17 protein-coding genes are annotated in these 16,932 nt (G+C 59.3%); 11 read left to right on the top strand and 6 right to left on the bottom strand.

The window, feature by feature from the left end; translation table 11 throughout:
• Positions 1-18 precede the first annotated feature (18 nt).
• Genes AC3IT6_RS00175 through AC3IT6_RS00190 form a run of 4 tightly spaced genes read left to right on the top strand, consistent with a single transcriptional unit; the run spans position 19 to position 3,527 of the window.
• A complete protein-coding gene (locus AC3IT6_RS00175) occupies positions 19-1,167 on the top strand; it encodes an ABC transporter permease (RefSeq protein ID WP_489353919.1) in 1,149 nt (382 codons plus the stop codon).
• The gene (locus AC3IT6_RS00180) at positions 1,161-1,967 is read left to right on the top strand and encodes an ABC transporter ATP-binding protein (protein WP_223443567.1); all 807 of its coding nucleotides are present in this window, start codon (positions 1,161-1,163) and stop codon (positions 1,965-1,967) included. The genes AC3IT6_RS00175 and AC3IT6_RS00180 overlap by 7 nt, the downstream gene beginning before the upstream one ends.
• 1 nt (position 1,968) lies before the next feature.
• Complete coding sequence (locus AC3IT6_RS00185; RefSeq protein WP_489353920.1) at positions 1,969-2,907, top strand: MlaD family protein; 939 nt, start codon at positions 1,969-1,971, stop codon at positions 2,905-2,907.
• Positions 2,904-3,527 carry an ABC-type transport auxiliary lipoprotein family protein gene (locus tag AC3IT6_RS00190; protein ID WP_489353921.1) on the top strand — a complete coding sequence of 208 codons (624 nt, stop codon included), beginning with the start codon at positions 2,904-2,906 and terminating at the stop codon, positions 3,525-3,527. The genes AC3IT6_RS00185 and AC3IT6_RS00190 overlap by 4 nt, the downstream gene beginning before the upstream one ends.
• Positions 3,528-3,669: 142 nt before the next feature.
• Here AC3IT6_RS00190 and AC3IT6_RS00195 read toward each other — a convergent pair whose 3' ends face one another.
• Complete coding sequence (locus AC3IT6_RS00195) at positions 3,670-4,320, bottom strand: HAD family hydrolase (protein WP_489353922.1); 651 nt, start codon at positions 4,318-4,320, stop codon at positions 3,670-3,672.
• 26 nt (positions 4,321-4,346) lie between these two features.
• On the bottom strand, positions 4,347-4,892 hold the full coding sequence (locus tag AC3IT6_RS00200; protein ID WP_489353923.1) for a gamma carbonic anhydrase family protein: 546 nt from the start codon (positions 4,890-4,892) through the stop codon (positions 4,347-4,349).
• Positions 4,893-4,980: 88 nt separating this feature from the next.
• Between AC3IT6_RS00200 and prlC the strand changes: the two genes are divergently transcribed.
• Positions 4,981-7,032, top strand: coding sequence for an oligopeptidase A (prlC, locus tag AC3IT6_RS00205; protein ID WP_489353924.1), 2,052 nt, complete (start codon positions 4,981-4,983; stop codon positions 7,030-7,032).
• The gene (locus AC3IT6_RS00210) at positions 7,029-7,316 is read left to right on the top strand and encodes a YheV family putative zinc ribbon protein (protein WP_489353925.1); all 288 of its coding nucleotides are present in this window, start codon (positions 7,029-7,031) and stop codon (positions 7,314-7,316) included. The genes prlC and AC3IT6_RS00210 overlap by 4 nt, the downstream gene beginning before the upstream one ends.
• A 41-nt stretch (positions 7,317-7,357) precedes the next feature.
• On the opposite strand, the gene AC3IT6_RS00215 is transcribed toward AC3IT6_RS00210, so the two are convergent.
• The 3 genes from AC3IT6_RS00215 to AC3IT6_RS00225 all read right to left on the bottom strand — a co-directional run bounded on the left by AC3IT6_RS00215 (position 7,358) and on the right by AC3IT6_RS00225 (position 9,048).
• A complete protein-coding gene (locus AC3IT6_RS00215) occupies positions 7,358-8,002 on the bottom strand; it encodes a dual specificity protein phosphatase family protein (RefSeq protein ID WP_223443551.1) in 645 nt (214 codons plus the stop codon).
• A 109-nt stretch (positions 8,003-8,111) separates the two neighbouring features.
• The gene (locus AC3IT6_RS00220) at positions 8,112-8,660 is read right to left on the bottom strand and encodes a hypothetical protein (protein ID WP_489353926.1); all 549 of its coding nucleotides are present in this window, start codon (positions 8,658-8,660) and stop codon (positions 8,112-8,114) included.
• 85 nt (positions 8,661-8,745) lie between these two features.
• Positions 8,746-9,048: a hypothetical protein gene (locus tag AC3IT6_RS00225; RefSeq protein ID WP_489353927.1), complete on the bottom strand. Its 303-nt coding sequence runs from the start codon at positions 9,046-9,048 to the stop codon at positions 8,746-8,748.
• A 247-nt stretch (positions 9,049-9,295) separates the two neighbouring features.
• Here AC3IT6_RS00225 and AC3IT6_RS00230 point away from each other — a divergent pair, with 247 nt between their 5' ends.
• The 3 genes from AC3IT6_RS00230 to AC3IT6_RS00240 all read left to right on the top strand — a co-directional run bounded on the left by AC3IT6_RS00230 (position 9,296) and on the right by AC3IT6_RS00240 (position 12,946).
• Positions 9,296-10,354: a PA0069 family radical SAM protein gene (locus AC3IT6_RS00230; RefSeq protein ID WP_489353928.1), complete on the top strand. Its 1,059-nt coding sequence runs from the start codon at positions 9,296-9,298 to the stop codon at positions 10,352-10,354.
• A gap of 243 nt (positions 10,355-10,597) precedes the next feature.
• On the top strand, positions 10,598-11,329 hold the full coding sequence (locus tag AC3IT6_RS00235; protein ID WP_102669518.1) for a carbonic anhydrase: 732 nt from the start codon (positions 10,598-10,600) through the stop codon (positions 11,327-11,329).
• Positions 11,330-11,419: 90 nt separating this feature from the next.
• Entirely contained in the window at positions 11,420-12,946 is a 1,527-nt protein-coding gene (locus AC3IT6_RS00240; protein WP_489353929.1) for a SulP family inorganic anion transporter, read from the top strand.
• Between the two features lie 119 nt (positions 12,947-13,065).
• Here AC3IT6_RS00240 and AC3IT6_RS00245 read toward each other — a convergent pair whose 3' ends face one another.
• Entirely contained in the window at positions 13,066-13,716 is a 651-nt protein-coding gene (locus AC3IT6_RS00245; RefSeq protein WP_150753741.1) for a hypothetical protein, read from the bottom strand.
• A gap of 369 nt (positions 13,717-14,085) precedes the next feature.
• On the opposite strand from AC3IT6_RS00245, the gene coxB reads away from it, so the two are divergent.
• Positions 14,086-15,213 carry a cytochrome c oxidase subunit II gene (coxB, locus tag AC3IT6_RS00250; protein ID WP_150728159.1) on the top strand — a complete coding sequence of 376 codons (1,128 nt, stop codon included), beginning with the start codon at positions 14,086-14,088 and terminating at the stop codon, positions 15,211-15,213.
• A gap of 82 nt (positions 15,214-15,295) precedes the next feature.
• On the top strand, positions 15,296-16,888 hold the full coding sequence (ctaD, locus tag AC3IT6_RS00255) for a cytochrome c oxidase subunit I (protein ID WP_489353930.1): 1,593 nt from the start codon (positions 15,296-15,298) through the stop codon (positions 16,886-16,888).
• Positions 16,889-16,932: the final 44 nt, after the last annotated feature.

Raw genomic sequence — 16,932 nt, forward strand, 5'->3', positions numbered from 1 at the left:
TGAACAAGCACGGAGCTTATGATCAGCAGCACAATGGCCGGCAATGCCCGATTGGACACGTCGATTACCCCTGCGCGGTTGCGGGTGACGGGCGACTGGACGCTTGCCCATTACGCTGACCTCAAGCTGTTGAGCGAAAAACTCCACGGCCAGTACGACGCCAACACCCCCATCGACCTCAATGGACTGGGCGCCCTCGACACCGCCGGCGCCTCGCTGTTGGTCGAGCTGCTCGGCTCCGAGCGCCTCGGCCGCTCCGCCGAACATCCTGATTGCACACTCTCCGCTGCCGATCGTGCATTGCTGCAAACCGTCTACTGCTCGTTGACCGATTTCTGCGTACCGATCAAGGAACCGGAAGTCAGCGTTTCCATTCAGTTACTGACCCGCATTGGCCGCGCGGTGGACGCCGTCTGGCAGGACACCCTGCAACTGCTGGGTTTCGTCGGCCTGATCATCGAAACCATCGCCCGTGGCCTGTTCCGTCCCAAGCGCTGGCGCGTCACGCCGACGATCGCCCACATCGAACAGACCGGTCTCGACGCCGCCCCCATCGTTGCGTTGCTGACTTTTCTGGTGGGCGCTGTGGTGGCGTTTCTCGGGTCGACGGTGCTGGCCACTTTCGGCGCCACCGTCTTCACCGTGGACCTGGTGGGGTTTGCCTTCCTGCGCGAATTCGGTGTGTTGCTGACCGCGATCCTGATGGCCGGGCGCACCGCCAGTGCGTTCACGGCGCAAATCGGTTCGATGAAGGCCAACGAGGAAATCGACGCCATCCGCACCTTGGGCCTTGATCCCGTGGAGTTGCTGGTGGTGCCGCGGGTCCTGGCGTTGCTGATCGCCCTGCCGATGCTGACCTTCCTGGCGATGCTGTCGGGGATTATCGGCGGTGCCGTGGTCTGCGCGGTGGCGCTGGATATCTCGCCGGCGATGTTCCTGTCGCTGCTGCAAACGGACATCGGCGTTCAGCACTTTCTGGTGGGGATCGTCAAAGCGCCGGTGTTCGCCTTCCTCATCGCCGCCATCGGTTGCCTGGAAGGCTTCAAGGTCAGTGGCAGCGCCGAGTCCGTCGGTGCCCACACCACGTCGAGCGTGGTGCAGTCGATTTTCGTAGTGATCGTGATGGATGCGATCGCCGCGATGTTTTTCATGGAGATGGGATGGTGAGTCGTGTACCCCGAGCGCCCTCCGAGGCGGTGATTGAAGTCCGTGGGCTGTGCAACCGCTTTGGCCGCCAGAGCGTGCACGAGAACCTCGACCTGGACTTGTACAAGGGCGAGATCCTCGCCGTAGTCGGCGGCTCCGGCAGTGGCAAGTCGGTGCTGTTGCGCAGCATTGTCGGGTTACGCCAGCCCAGTGAAGGCGTGGTGAAAGTCTTCGGGAAAAACCTGCCGACCTTGTCCGAACACGAGCGTTCGCTGGTGGAGCGGCGATTCGGCGTGCTGTTCCAGAAAGGCGCGTTGTTCTCTTCACTGACGGTGACCGAGAACGTCGCCCTGCCGCTGATCGAACACGCAGGCTTGAGCCGCAACGACGCCGAGCACCTGGCGGCAGTGAAAATGGCCCTGGCCGGATTGCCGCTGTCGGCGGCGGAGAAGTACCCCTCGTCGCTGTCCGGCGGCATGATCAAGCGTGCCGCGCTGGCCCGGGCGTTGGCGCTGGACCCGGACATTCTGTTTCTCGACGAGCCCACCGCCGGTCTCGACCCGATCGGTGCCGCCGCGTTCGACCAATTGATCCTGACTTTGCGCGATGCTTTGGGCCTGAGTGTCTTTCTGGTGACCCACGACCTCGACACGCTCTACACCATCACCGACCGGGTGGCGGTGCTGGCGCAGAAAAAAGTGCTGGTGGCGGACGCCATCGACAAGGTCTCGGAAACCGACGATGCGTGGATTCACGAATACTTCCATGGCCCCCGCGGCCGCGCGGCATTGACAGCCGCCCAACAGCTCAAAGAGGTCTGACATGGAAACCCGAGCCCATCATGTATTGATCGGCCTGTTCACCGTGATTGTGGTGACGGCCGCGTTGCTGTTCGGCCTGTGGCTGGCCAAGTCCAGTGTCGACACCGAGTTCAAGGACTACGAAGTCGTGTTCAACGAGGCGGTCAGCGGTTTGTCCAAGGGCAGTTCGGTGCAGTACAGCGGGATCAAGGTCGGCGACGTGATCTTGCTGCGGCTGGACCCGAAAGACCCGCGTCGGGTGCTGGCGCGAATTCGCCTGGCCGGCGATACCCCGGTCAAGGAAGACACCCAGGCCAAACTGGCCCTGACCGGCGTCACCGGGACCTCGATCATCCAGCTCAGCGGCGGCACGCCACAGAGCCCGACGCTCAAGGGCAAGGACGGCAACCTGCCGACCATCGTCGCCTCGCCCTCGCCCATCGCCCGCCTGCTCAATGACAGCGAAAACCTGATGGCCGGGGTGACCACGCTGATGCATAACGTCAACCTGATGTTCTCCACGGAAAACATCGAGCGCATCAGCAACACCCTGGAGCACCTGGAGCAAACCACCGGGGCCATTGCCGAGCAGCGCGGCGATATCCGTCAGGCCATGCAGCAACTGGCTTCGGTGGGTAAGCAGGCCAACACCATGCTGGAGCAGACCACGGCGCTGATGCGCAATGCCAACGGGCTGCTCAATGATCATGGCAAGGAAGCGCTGGGCAGCGCCGAGCAGGCGATGAAGTCGCTGCAGGAGAGCAGCGCCACCCTCAACAAATTGATCACTGCCAATCAGGATTCGCTCAACAGCGGCATGCAAGGTCTCAATGGCCTTGGCCCGGCCGTGCGTGAGATGCGCGAAACCCTGAGTTCGTTGCGCACCATTACCACACGCCTGGAAGCCAACCCCAGCGGTTACCTGCTGGGTAGTGAAAAGACCAAGGAATTCACGCCATGAAGCTGATTCGGATTGCCCTTCTCGCTGGCTTCACGCTGATCGGTTCGTGCTCGATCCTGCCCAAGCCCGAGCCCTTCGAGGTCTATCGATTGCCGTCGGCCCAGAGCACATCGGCCAGCCATGGCACGCCGCAGCGCTGGTCGCTGCGCCTGAGTAAATTCCAGTCCAGCGAAGCGTTGAACAGTCCGAACATTGCAGTGATTCCCCAGGGCGATGTGATCAGCCACTACAAGGGCTCACGCTGGAGCGACCCGGCGCCGGTGCTGGTGCGCAATCGCTTGCTGGAAGGTTTCCAGCATGATGGACGGGTGCCGCTGTTGAGCACCGATGACAGCATTTTCCAGACCGATCTTGAATTGGGCGGCAGCCTGCAGGCGTTCCAGACTGAATACCAGGGTACGAATGCCAGCGCGGTCGTGCGTCTGGACGCATTGCTGGTGCGCAGTTACGACCAGCGCATCCTCGCCAGCCGCCGCTTTGAAGTGCGCCAGTCACTCAGCGATGTGCAGGTCCCGGCGGTGGTGGTCGGGTTCGGTCAGGCGAACGATCAGTTGACCACGCAGGTGGTGAGCTGGGCGGTTGAGCAAGGACAGAAACTCGCCCCGCCGCCCAGATCTTGAGGAAGAACACAGCCCCCTGTGGGAGCGGGCTTGCTCGCGAAGAGGGAGTGTCAGTCGACATTAATGTTGCCTGATACACCGCCTTCGCGAGCAAGTCGGATCGCCGCACCGCCGCTCCCACAGTTGATTTGTGTCGACCGTATCAGCGCTGCGAAAACGCCTGATGCAGCTCAGCCAGCGTTTCAAAGTGATACGCCGGCGCTTCGGCGCTCAACTCTTCATGGCTGCCGAACCCGTAACCCACCGCCGCCGCGTCCAGGCCATTGCTGCGCGCGCCGATCAGGTCGTGCTTGCGGTCACCGATCATCAAGGTGTTGGCCGGGTCCAGGTTTTCTTCGGCCATCAGGTGAGCGATCAGCTCGACCTTGTTGGTCCGGGTGCCGTCCAGTTCGCTGCCGTAAATCACCTTGAAGTGTTTGGCAAAGTCGAAATGCCGGGCGATTTCCCGGGCGAACACCCACGGTTTCGAGGTAGCGATGTATAGCTGCCGCCCTTGTCCGCTCAGGCTTTCCAGCAGCGGCGCGACACCATCGAATACGCGGTTTTCGTAAAGACCGGTGACCTTGAAGCGCTCGCGATAGAAATTCACAGCCTGCCAGGCCCTGGCTTCATCGAAGTCGTAGAACTGCATGAACGCCTGCAACAGCGGCGGGCCGATGAAGTGTTCGAGTTTCGCCAGGTCCGGCTCATCGATACCCAGTTTGCCCAAGGCGAACTGGATCGAACGGGTGATGCCCTCGCGCGGGTCGGTGAGGGTGCCATCGAGGTCGAACAAAACGGTTTGGTAATGCATGTCGAATCCTGAATAAGGGGGCCGGGTCAAAGCTGGTCGTAGCCTTCGGCCAGATGCAGGTCCTTGAGCTTCACGTAGTTCGCCGCGCTGTAGGTGAAAAAGGCGCGTTCCTTGTCAGTCAGCGGGCGGATCTGCTTCACCGGGCTGCCCACATACAGGAAGCCGCTTTGCAGATGCTTGCCCGGCGGCACCAGGCTGCCGGCACCGATGATCACATCATTGTCGACCACCGCGCCGTCCATGACGATGCTGCCCATGCCGATCAATACCCGGCTGCCTACCGAACAACCATGCAGCATGACCTTGTGGGCGATGGTCACGTCATCGCCGATCAGCAACGGATAGCCGTCCGGGTTGAACGGCCCGGCGTGGGTGATGTGCAACACGCAGCCATCCTGCACGCTGGTGCGCGCGCCGATGCGGATGCGGTGCATGTCGCCACGGATCATTGTCAGCGGCCAGACCGAGCTGTCTTCGCCAATTTCAACGTCGCCGATCACCACCGCCGAGCCATCGACAAAAGCGCCTTTACCCAGCAGCGGCGTGTGGTTCTGATACTTGCGAAGGTTCACGATAGGGTTTCTCTCTGTTGCTGATAGCTGCGGTGAACGTCGATTGTAATTAAGATGGCTGCATGTTTCTCCAGCCAAGGTATCAACCGTGAGCGTGAACAACCCTCTTTTGCAGTCCTATGACCTGCCGCCGTTCTCCGCCATCCGCGCTGAACACGTACAACCGGCCATTGAACAGATCCTGGCTGACAACCGTGCCGCCATCGTCGAGATCCTCAAGACCCAGGTCAAACAGCCAACGTGGGCTGGCCTGGTGCTGGCGATGGACGAACTCAATGACCGCCTGGGCGCCGCCTGGAGCCCGGTCAGCCACCTCAACGCGGTGTGCAACAGCGCCGAACTGCGTGAAGCCTACGAGTCGTGCCTGCCGGCCTTGAGCGCCTATTCCACCGAATTGGGCCAGAACCGCGAACTGTTCCAGGCTTTCGAAGCCCTGGCCAGCAGCCCGGAGGCCGCCGGTTTCGACGTGGCGCAGAAAACTATCCTGGAACACTCCCTGCGTGACTTCCGTCTGTCGGGTATCGACCTGCCGGAAGCCGAACAGAAGCGTTACGCCGAAGTGCAGAGCAAGCTGTCCGAACTGGGCAGCCGTTTCTCCAACCAATTGCTCGATGCCACTCAGGCCTGGACCAAGCACATCACCGATGAAGCCGCCCTCGCCGGCCTGACCGATTCGGCCAAGGCGCAAATGGCTGCCGCAGCTCAAGCCAAGGATCTGGATGGCTGGCTGATCACCCTGGAATTCCCGAGTTATTACGCGGTGATGACCTACGCCCAGGACCGCGCACTGCGTGAAGAAGTCTACGCCGCGTACTGCACCCGTGCGTCGGACCAAGGCCCGAATGCCGGCCAGAACGATAACAGCCCGGTCATGGAAGAAATCCTCGACCTGCGTCAGGAGCTGGCCAAGCTGTTGGGGTTCAGTAGTTTCTCCGAGCTGAGCCTGGCGACCAAAATGGCCGAATCCAGCGATCAGGTGCTGAGTTTCCTGCGCGACCTGGCCACGCGCAGCAAGCCGTTCGCTGCCCAGGATCTGGAGCAGCTCAAGGCTTACGCCGCCGAACAAGGCTGCCCGGATCTGCAAAGCTGGGACAGCGGTTTCTACGGCGAAAAACTCCGTGAACAACGCTACAGCGTGGCCCAGGAAGCCCTGCGCGCCTACTTCCCGATCGACAAGGTGCTCAGTGGCCTGTTCGCCATCGTCCAGCGCCTGTACGGCATCGAGATTGCCGAGCTCAAAGGCTTCGACACCTGGCACCCGGATGTCCGCCTGTTTGAAATCAAGGAAAACGGCCAGCATGTCGGTCGCTTCTTCTTTGATCTCTACGCCCGCGCCAACAAGCGTGGAGGTGCGTGGATGGATGGCGCACGCGACCGTCGTCGCACCGCTGGCGGTGTATTGCAAAGCCCGGTGGCCAACCTGGTGTGCAACTTCACTCCGGCCGACAGCGGCAAGCCTGCGCTGCTGACCCATGACGAAGTCACCACCCTGTTCCACGAGTTTGGTCACGGCCTGCATCACCTGCTGACCCGCGTCGAGCATGCTGGCGTGTCCGGCATCAACGGCGTGGCCTGGGATGCGGTCGAGTTGCCGAGCCAGTTCATGGAAAACTGGTGCTGGGAACCGGAGGGCCTGGCGCTGATTTCCGGTCATTATGAAACCGGCGAACCGCTGCCTCAGGACCTGCTCGGGAAAATGCTCGCGGCGAAAAACTTCCAGTCCGGCCTGATGATGGTCCGCCAACTGGAGTTCTCGCTGTTCGACTTCGAACTGCACGCCACCCACGGTGACGGCCGTAGCGTGCTGCAAGTGCTCGAAGGCGTGCGCGACGAGGTTTCGGTGATGCGTCCACCGGCTTACAACCGCTTCCCCAACAGCTTTGCGCACATCTTCGCTGGCGGTTACGCCGCGGGTTACTACAGCTACAAATGGGCTGAAGTGCTGTCCGCCGATGCGTTTTCGAAGTTCGAAGAAGAAGGCGTGCTCAACGCCGACACCGGTCGCGCCTTCCGCGAAGCAATCCTGGCCCGTGGCGGTTCCCAGGAACCGATGGTGCTGTTCGTCGACTTCCGTGGTCGTGAGCCATCAATTGACGCACTCTTGCGCCACAGCGGTCTGAGTGAGGACGCGGCAGCATGAGTGAGGGACCTGTGATTACGAAAAAACGCTTTATCGCCGGGGCGGTCTGCCCGGCATGCAGCGAGCCGGACAAATTGATGATGTGGAATGAAGACCAGATCCCGCACCGTGAGTGCGTGGCCTGCGGGTACTCCGACACGCTCAATGAACAAGGGCTGTCGGTGCCCAAGGAGTTGGGTACGCGGGTTAATACCAGCGCACTCAAACCAGCCGACACCAAGGTTCAGGCGGTTCAGTTCTTCCCGAACCCGAAACTGAAGAAAAAACCGGACGAACAAAACTGAGTGAAAAAAGCCCCCGTTGCGCCATGCTACGGGGGCTTTTTTTATTCAATGTGAGCGGACTTGAACCAGCTTTTCATCGAACACGCGGCGAACGGGCTGGTGCTGCAATCGCCATTGGCCAGGGCCGTGCGCAGTTTTTCCACGTCGGCCTGCATCATGTAGCGAATGCCGTCCTTGAAGTGGGTGCTGTCGCCAAAGTCGCCCTGGGTCATTTCGTTCAGGGCCTCCTCCTTGGTCCAGCCCTGGATGACAACCCGGTACATAGCTGCCATCAGGCCGGTACGGTCGGAACCGTGTTTGCAATGCATCAACACCGGGCCTTTGGCTTCGGCAGCCTTGATGGCACGCAAGGCCTTGAGCACATCGGCGTCATCCACATGGTTGGTGCGATAAGGCAGTTGTACTTGCGTGATGCCTGGCGTGGACAACCAACTGGAGTCCGCTTCAGGCAAGAAGTTGATTACCGTCCCGACCTTGAGTTTCTCCAGCAGCGGCACTGCCCCGTTGTCCGGCAAGGCGCTGCGATAGAGGGTTGGCGACATTTGAAAGAGGTTGTATTGCTTCTCGACCGGTTGGGCCCAGTCTGCCGGACGCTGCATCACACTGTCGTCAGCAAGTGCCGATGTCAGGTTAACGAGTGCGACCAGCGACAGGCATATTGCAGATAAAAAACGTGGTAAAGGCATGCTTGAGCGACCGTTCAGAAAGGGACGGGAAGATGGTGGCAAGGATCAGTCATGCACGGTCAAAGGCCTGTGAGCGGACCGTCAAAGAATCGTGAAGTCCGCGCTCAGGTTACAGTTTCAGTTTGATGAATGCTTTGAGCAACTCGTTCAGTGCGGTCCCATAGTCAAACACCTGTCCAGTTTCAGGGTTGCGCTCACTACCTTTAAAAGGCGAGCCGGAATCCGCAGATTTGGTTTCGTACACACCGAGGCTATACAGTTGGTGATCCTCTTCATCAATGTCGAATACCTCAACATCTACTCGACGCTCGGGTGGTTCAGCGGGAAGGCGATAAAGATACGCTATGCCCTCTGGAGCAATTATTTGTTGATGATAAAAAGCGAGTGCAAGTTGTGTAAGGGCGGCAATGTCCTTTTCGTCGATGCTATTGTCTGGAATGACATTGATATCGGACCATGGATCAAAATCGAGCGTTGAAATCTTGCCGTCATCTTTTATATGGAGTGTCATGGAGGGAGCGCTTGCGAGAACATCAGCGAACTGCTCCATTGTTTTGTTCGGATACTCGCCGGCCCTTATTAGCTTGATAACTACCTGCACATCTTCCGGCGTTTCTATTTGTTGTAGATAAGCACCGGTTTTTATGGGCGTAGACATTTTTTATCCTCGTGGATGTCTGGAATGCATGCGGGAGCCCGCATGCATTCGGCATAGCGCTTTCCAGTGATTGGAAAGTCAGGGCTCAGGGATTGACGATACTGGCATAAGCCTTTGCCAGCGCCTGTAACTTGGCTTTGTCGTCGGCACCGATGTTTCCGTCTCCATCGACATCCTTGCCAACGGCCCTGATGCTGAACGAGTCGCCACTGTCTGTGGATACTGCGGTGTAAAAAGTCGAGTCAACGAGTGTTTCAACTTGCACTTCGTTAACAGCATCCCAACTTAATTCTTTGCGGGCCAGTTGTAGCGAAACCAGTGTGTTGGGCTCCGAAGGACTCGGTTGCATGAGTTGCAGAAAGATGCCGCGCTGATTAAAGAAAGACATTAATAAATCCTTTTATTTGATCGCTATTGAGGGTGTTGCTTTTCGGGCTGAATATACGGGCGGGTATTGGATCTAACCACTGACTATATGTTTCCTTAGTTTTCTCATCATTGATTAACAAGTAAGCTCATGAGGCCATGAGGCCATGAGGCCATGAGGCCATGAGGCCAGATGAAGGGCTGAGTGGTACTGGTCGATTCGCAGCAGGTCGGATACTGTATGAATATACAGACCAAGGAATCCGCCGATGGTTAGCCCTCTGCCTCCCCGTGGCCGCGGCACCGCAACCAACCCGCACAACCGCTTTGCACCCAGCCAGTCGGTGGCCGAAGACGACGGCTGGTATCAGGAGGTGCCGCTTACCCAAGGCACCGAGGTGAGCATCGAAAGGGCAAAAACCATCATTACCCGTAACACTTCACCGGACTTGCCCTTCGACCGCTCGATCAATCCCTACCGCGGCTGCGAGCATGGCTGCATCTATTGCTACGCACGTCCCAGTCACGCCTATTGGGACATGTCGCCGGGGCTGGATTTCGAGACAAAACTGATTGCCAAGACCAACGCCGTGGATGTGCTGGAGGAGCAGCTGTCCAAACGTGGCTATCAATGTGCGCCGATCAACCTCGGCTCCAACACCGACCCCTATCAGCCGATTGAGCGTGAATACAAGATCACCCGGCAAACCCTCGAAGTACTCCTGCGTTACCGGCACCCGGTGACCATCGTCACCAAGGGATCGCTGATTCTTCGCGACCTGGACTTGCTGACCGAGCTCGCCAGCCAGAGACTGGTGGCGGTAATGATCAGCCTGACCACCCTGGACGACGAGCTCAAGCGCATCCTCGAACCCCGCGCGGCGGCGCCCAAAGCCCGGTTGCGGGCGATCAGGGTCATGCGCGATGCAGGCATTCCGGTGGGCGTGCTGTGTTCACCGATGATTCCGATGATCAACGACAGCGAACTCGAAAGCCTGCTCACCGAGGCCCATGCGGCCGGGGCGCAGAGTGCTGCTTACATGATGTTGCGCCTGCCCTTGGAAGTGGCGCCGCTGTTCGAAGAATGGCTGGGTGCCCACTATCCGCAACGGGCGGCGCATGTGCTGAGCCTGATTCGTCAGAGCCGTGGCGGTGAATTCTACGACAGCCGCTTTGGTGCTCGAATGCGCGGCGAAGGCCCCTTCGCCGACCTGCTGGCACAGCGCTTTGCCAAAACCATCAAGCGCCTGGGGCTCAATCGACGGGAAGGCTTTGACCTGGACTGCAATGCCTTTTGTCCGCCCGGTCGCCAAATGTCGTTGATTTGAGGACAATTGGCCTATGGTTGAGTACTGAAGAGCGCGCTCAGGCCTTAGGCTGGTCACGTTTTTTGTGACCTGGAACACGCGTCCTAGAGCGTTTTATTCAGTTTCAATTAAGATTCGGCCGCTACCTTGTTCATCGAGTGACTGATGGGTCGAGATGTTTGACCTGGATGTTTTTTAACCAGCCACTGGCTTCACACCGGACCACACGGGAAGATTCCCTGACTCCGCCAATGAGGATGAATCATGAGTGACAAGGATAAACAGCCGTTGGCTGCGTCGGCTTCAGCCCAACCCGAGGCGGAAACCGCCGATGCAGCGTTGCAGCACATCGTTGACGGCTTTTTGCATTTTCATCATGAGGTCTTTCCCCAGCAGGAAGAGCTCTTCAAGAAACTCGCCACGGCCCAGCGGCCACGAGCGATGTTCATTGCCTGCGCCGATTCGCGCATCGTTCCCGAGTTGATCACCCAGAGCTCCCCCGGCGACCTGTTCGTGACCCGTAACGTCGGCAACGTCGTGCCGCCTTATGGGCAAATGAACGGTGGTGTTTCCACGGCCATCGAGTACGCCGTACTGGCTCTGGGGGTGCATCACATCATCATTTGCGGGCATTCCGACTGCGGCGCCATGCGCGCGGTGCTCAACCCGGACAGTCTGGAAAAAATGCCCACGGTCAAAGCCTGGCTGCGTCATGCCGAAGTGGCCAAAACCATGGTGCAGGAGAACTGCAACTGCTCTAGCGAAAGCGAAAGCATGCACATTCTTACCGAAGAGAACGTGATCGCCCAATTGCAGCATCTGCGTACCCATCCGTCGGTGGCCTCGCGCATGGCCAACGGTCAGCTATTTATTCACGGCTGGGTCTACAACATCGAAACCAGCGAAATCAAAGCGTACGACGCCGATCAAGGTTGTTTCCTGCCGCTCAATGGCAGCCTGCCAATTCCCGTGGCGACGCCCAAAGCGCGCTTCTAAACCCTCCTAAATCGTTGTGTGGTTCAGCCGAGGCTGCCGTTCAGGCAGCCTGGCTTTGCCATGCCTGAAGAAAACTTCGGGAGACTCACCATGCGTGCTGCTCGACTCAAAGCTGTTTTGCCACGGGAGCTGCTGGCTTCGGTGGTTGTTTTTCTGGTCGCCCTGCCCCTGTGCATGGGCATCGCGATTGCCTCGGGGCTGCCGCCAGCCAAAGGTCTGATCACCGGCATTATCGGTGGTCTGGTGGTCGGCTGGTTGGCCGGCTCGCCGCTGCAAGTCAGCGGCCCGGCGGCGGGCCTGGCCGTTCTGGTATTCGAACTGGTCCGCCAGCACGGCATCGCCATGCTTGGGCCCATACTGTTGTTGGCAGGTTTTCTGCAACTGGTGGCTGGCCGTTTGAAGCTGGGCTGCTGGTTTCGGGTGACGGCACCCGCGGTGGTGTACGGCATGCTGGCCGGGATTGGCGTGCTGATCATCCTGTCTCAGGTGCATGTGATGCTGGATGCCGTGCCCAAACCCTCGGGCCTGGATAACCTGGCGGCTTTCCCGGCGGCGCTGGTTCAGGCGTTGCCCACGTTTGGCTGGCAAGCCGGGTTGCTCGGTTTGTCGACGATCGCCGTCATGTGGCTGTGGGAGAAATTCCGTCCGCAATCCCTGCGCTTCGTTCCTGGCGCGCTACTTGGCGTCGGTCTGGCCACGCTTGCCAGCCTGGTGCTGGCGTTGCAGGTCAAACGGGTCGAGGTGCCGGCCAACCTGACGGAGGCCATCGACTGGCTGAAGCCAGCGGATCTGCTCAACCTGGCTGATCCGACCTTGCTGATTGCGGCGTTTGCCGTGGCCTTCATCGCCAGCGCCGAAACCTTGCTCTCAGCCGCCGCGGTTGATCGCATGCACAGTGGTCAGCGCTCGGACTTCGACCGGGAATTGTCGGCGCAAGGTATCGGCAACATGCTGTGTGGCCTGCTGGGGGCTTTGCCTATGACCGGCGTTATCGTGCGCAGCTCGGCGAACGTTCAGGCCGGAGCAACCACGCGGTTTTCGACCATTTTCCACGGCCTGTGGTTGTTGGCGTTCGTGCTGTTGCTGTCCAGCGTGCTGCAAAGCATTCCGGTGGCGAGCCTGGCGGGCGTGCTGGTGTACACCGGTTTCAAACTGGTGGATCTCAAGGTCTTCCGTGGTTTGGGCCGGTATGGTCGGGCGCCGATGTTCACCTATGCGGCAACTGCGCTCGCCATCGTTTTCACGGACCTGCTGACCGGCGTGTTGATTGGCTTCGGCCTGACGCTGGTGAAACTGGCGCTGAAAGCTTCGCGGTTGAAAATCAGCCTGATCGACCTGCCACAGGAAGGGGAAATGGAATTGCGCCTGGCAGGCGCGGCGACCTTCCTCAAAGTGCCGGCGCTGACCCAGGTGCTGGGTAGTATTCCACCAGGCGCGACGGTGCATGTGCCACTCAATAATCTGAGCTACATCGATCACTCGTGTCTGGAGTTGCTGGAGGAATGGGGTCGGGCGAATGCGGCCAAGGGTTCGAAGCTGATGATTGAATCGCGGGGGTTGAAGCGCAGACTTGAGGGGCGGGTGCGGACGAATACCGGCGTCGGCGCGGCCGGGTAGATAACAGTGTGGGAGCGGGCTTGCTCGCGAAAGCGGTGGATCAGCCAACACATATGTTGGATGTGAAACCGCATTCGCGAGCAAGCCCGCTCCCACAGGGGATTGTGTTTACCGATGGATCAAGCCGCCGGCTGATCCAGTTCCAGGCCTACGCCCAAGCGGCGGGACATGCACGGCCAGCGTTTCCACGCGGCGCCGGTGTCCGGGCTGTTGAGCTTCTCGCGGTAGGCTTCCACCGATTCCAGTGCGAAGCTTTCGTCGTTGAGCATCTCGTCGATGGCGTGATGCACCACTTCGTCCAGTTGGTTGGCGAACGACTCACCGATCAATTGGTGAGCGATCAGGTTGGCGACAGTCATGTCCAAGGGGATCAGTGGCTGGCCGAAATGCTTGATGTACAGGTCATTGACCTCTTCGACAAACCGGTGCGCCAGATAGGCTTCATCCAGCAGGCTGTCGAGCCCGACATGGCCGGCCATGATGGCTGGCGGCTGGAGGAAGTACTGCTCGGCGATTGCCAGCACCGGTTTGATCTGTGACTCAATGCCCGCTTCCCTGGCGACTTCATTGGCTGCATCCAGCAGATCGGGCACTTCTTCGATGTAGGCGGCGACAAATCGCGTCAGTACGCCGTTGGTATCGGTCTCCGGCAATTGGATCGCCGGGTGCAGATGAGGCAGTTTACTTTCCAGCTGACGCGTCAGCAGGCCGGTCTCGGCTTCGTGTTGTTGGGCTTTTTGGATCTGCTCGCGCAATGCGGCGGTGTTCATGAAAACTCCAGGAAACAAGGCAATGAAATAGGGAAGACATAACTTAGCTGGCTTACGAAAAATGCTAAGACGCATTTGTCATAATTATTTCATCCTTGAGACGGCCCCGTTATATCGATTAGCCACCACTCGTCTGCATCCTTCTCCATTCGTACCCTGCAAAGCAAGTTAATGCTGTTTCAGATGATTTACGCCTTCGCATTGCGAGGTCAGAGGTGCTGTCTATACTCGGGTTGGAATGGAGTTAGCTGATGACGCCCGACTGCATATGCAGCAAGGCCCGGTGCTCAAGTTCGTAGTCTGATGCAGCCGCTCCCTTGCCGCAGGTGAAAGCCGGCGGGATAACAAGAACGATAAGGGGAACCCGCAATGATGCGACATCCACATGTCTGGATGGGCCTCCTGTTGTGGTCGATTTTCAGTCAGGCGCAAGCGGCCTGGACTGTGAATATGGCGCCTGGAGCGACTGAAATCAGTCACGCAGTATTCGACCTGCACATGATCATTTTCTGGATCTGTGTGGTGATCGGCATCATCGTTTTTGGTGCCATGTTCTGGTCGATGATTCTCCACCGCCGCTCGACCGGGCAGGTGGCCGCCAAATTTCATGAAAGCACCACCGTCGAAATCCTCTGGACCATCGTGCCCTTCCTGATCCTGGTGGCCATGGCGATTCCCGCTACCGCGACCCTGATCAAGATGTACGACGCCAGCGAGCCGGAAATCGATATCCAGATCACCGGCTACCAGTGGAAGTGGCACTACAAATACCTGGGCCAGGACGTCGAGTTCTTCAGCAACCTGACCACCCCCCAGGATCAGATCCACAACAAGGAAGCCAAGGGCGAGCATTACCTGCTCGAAGTCGACAAGCCATTGGTGCTGCCGGTCGGCGCCAAAGTGCGCTTCCTTGTGACCTCCGCCGACGTGATCCACTCTTGGTGGGTGCCGGCTTTCGCGGTCAAGCGCGATGCGATTCCCGGGTTCGTCAATGAAGCCTGGACCCGTATCGACAAGCCCGGCATCTACCGTGGCCAGTGCGCCGAGTTGTGCGGCAAGGATCACGGCTTCATGCCGACCGTGGTCGAGGTCAAGGAAAAGGCCGATTACGAAAAATGGCTGGCCGATCGCAAGACCGAGGCCGCGCAGCTCAAAGAGCTGACCAGCAAGGAATGGACGCTCGATGAGCTCAAGGAACGCGGCGACAAGGTCTATCACACCACCTGCGTGGCCTGTCACCAGGCCGAAGGCCAGGGTCTGCCGCCGATGTTCCCGGCACTCAAGGGCTCGAAAATCGCCACCGGACCGAAAGACGCTCACCTGAGCATTGTCTTCCACGGCAAGCCTGGCACTTCCATGGCCGCATTCGGCAAGCAACTCTCGGAAGTCGATATCGCGGCGGTCGTGACCTATGAACGTAACGCCTGGGGCAACAACAAGGGCGACATGGTCACGCCTAAGGAAGTGCTGGAGCTGAAACAGGCGGAAAGCAAATGACCCGGTCTATTGCGCACTTAAGGAATCGGTCGGGGCTACGTACCCCGGCCTGCCCAGCCCATCTGTTTGCAGGAGACAGAACATGACTGCTGTAATCGATGAGCATGCTCATACCGCCACCGACCACGCCCACGGCCCCGCCAAAGGCCTGATGCGCTGGGTGCTGACCACCAACCACAAGGACATCGGTACGCTGTACCTGTGGTTTGCATTCTCCATGTTCCTGCTTGGCGGTTCGTTCGCGATGGTGATTCGCGCCGAGCTGTTCCAGCCGGGGCTGCAGATTGTCCAGCCGGAATTCTTCAACCAGATGACCACCATGCACGGTCTGGTGATGGTCTTCGGTGCGGTGATGCCGGCCTTCGTCGGCCTCGCCAACTGGATGATCCCGCTGATGATCGGCGCGCCGGACATGGCCCTGCCGCGCATGAACAACTTCAGCTTCTGGCTGTTGCCGGCGGCGTTCCTGATGCTGGTGTCGACCCTGTTCACTCCGAGTGGCGGGCCGAACTTCGGCTGGACGTTCTATGCGCCGCTGTCGACTACCTATGCGCCGGAAAGCGTGACCTTCTTCATCTTCGCCATCCACTTGATGGGGATCAGTTCGATCATGGGCGCGATCAACGTGATCGCCACCATCCTCAACCTGCGCGCCCCCGGCATGACGCTGATGAAAATGCCACTGTTCGTCTGGACCTGGCTGATCACCGCGTTCCTGCTGATCGCGGTGATGCCGGTACTGGCGGGGTGCGTGACCATGATGCTGATGGACATCCACTTCGGCACCAGCTTCTTCAGTGCCGCCGGTGGCGGAGACCCGGTGCTGTTCCAGCATGTGTTCTGGTTCTTCGGTCACCCCGAGGTGTACATCATGATCCTGCCGGCCTTCGGTGCCGTCAGTTCGATCATTCCGGCCTTTTCGCGCAAGCCACTGTTCGGTTACACCTCGATGGTCTACGCCACGGCGAGTATCGCGTTCCTGTCGTTCATCGTCTGGGCGCACCACATGTTCGTGGTCGGCATTCCGCTGGTGGGCGAGTTGTTCTTCATGTACGCCACGCTGCTGATTGCGGTGCCAACGGGCGTGAAGGTGTTCAACTGGGCCAGCACCATGTGGCAAGGCTCACTGACCTTCGAGACGCCGATGCTGTTTGCCGTGGCGTTCGTGATCCTGTTCACCATCGGTGGTTTCTCCGGGTTGATGCTGGCCATCGCCCCGGCGGACTTCCAGTACCAGGACACCTACTTCGTGGTCGCGCACTTCCACTATGTGCTGGTGCCGGGGGCGATCTTCGGGATCTTCGCCTCGGCCTACTACTGGCTGCCGAAATGGACCGGCCACATGTACGACGAAACCCTGGGCAAGCTGCATTTCTGGCTGTCGTTCATCGGCATGAACCTGGCCTTCTTCCCGATGCACTTCGTGGGGCTGGCGGGCATGCCGCGACGGATTCCGGACTACAACCTGCAGTTCGCCGACTTCAACATGGTGTCGTCGATCGGCGCATTCATGTTTGGCGCCACGCAGATCTTCTTCCTGTTCATCGTGATCAAGACCATTCGCGGCGGCCCGCCGGCACCGGCCAAGCCGTGGGATGGGGCTGAAGGCCTGGAGTGGAGCATTCCGTCACCGGCGCCGTATCACACCTTCACTACGCCGCCGGAAGTGAAATGAAACGCCTCGGTCCTGTGGGAGCTGGCTTGCCTGCGATGCATGCG

The sequence above is a fragment of the Pseudomonas sp. KH_017 genome, assembly GCF_057840285.1.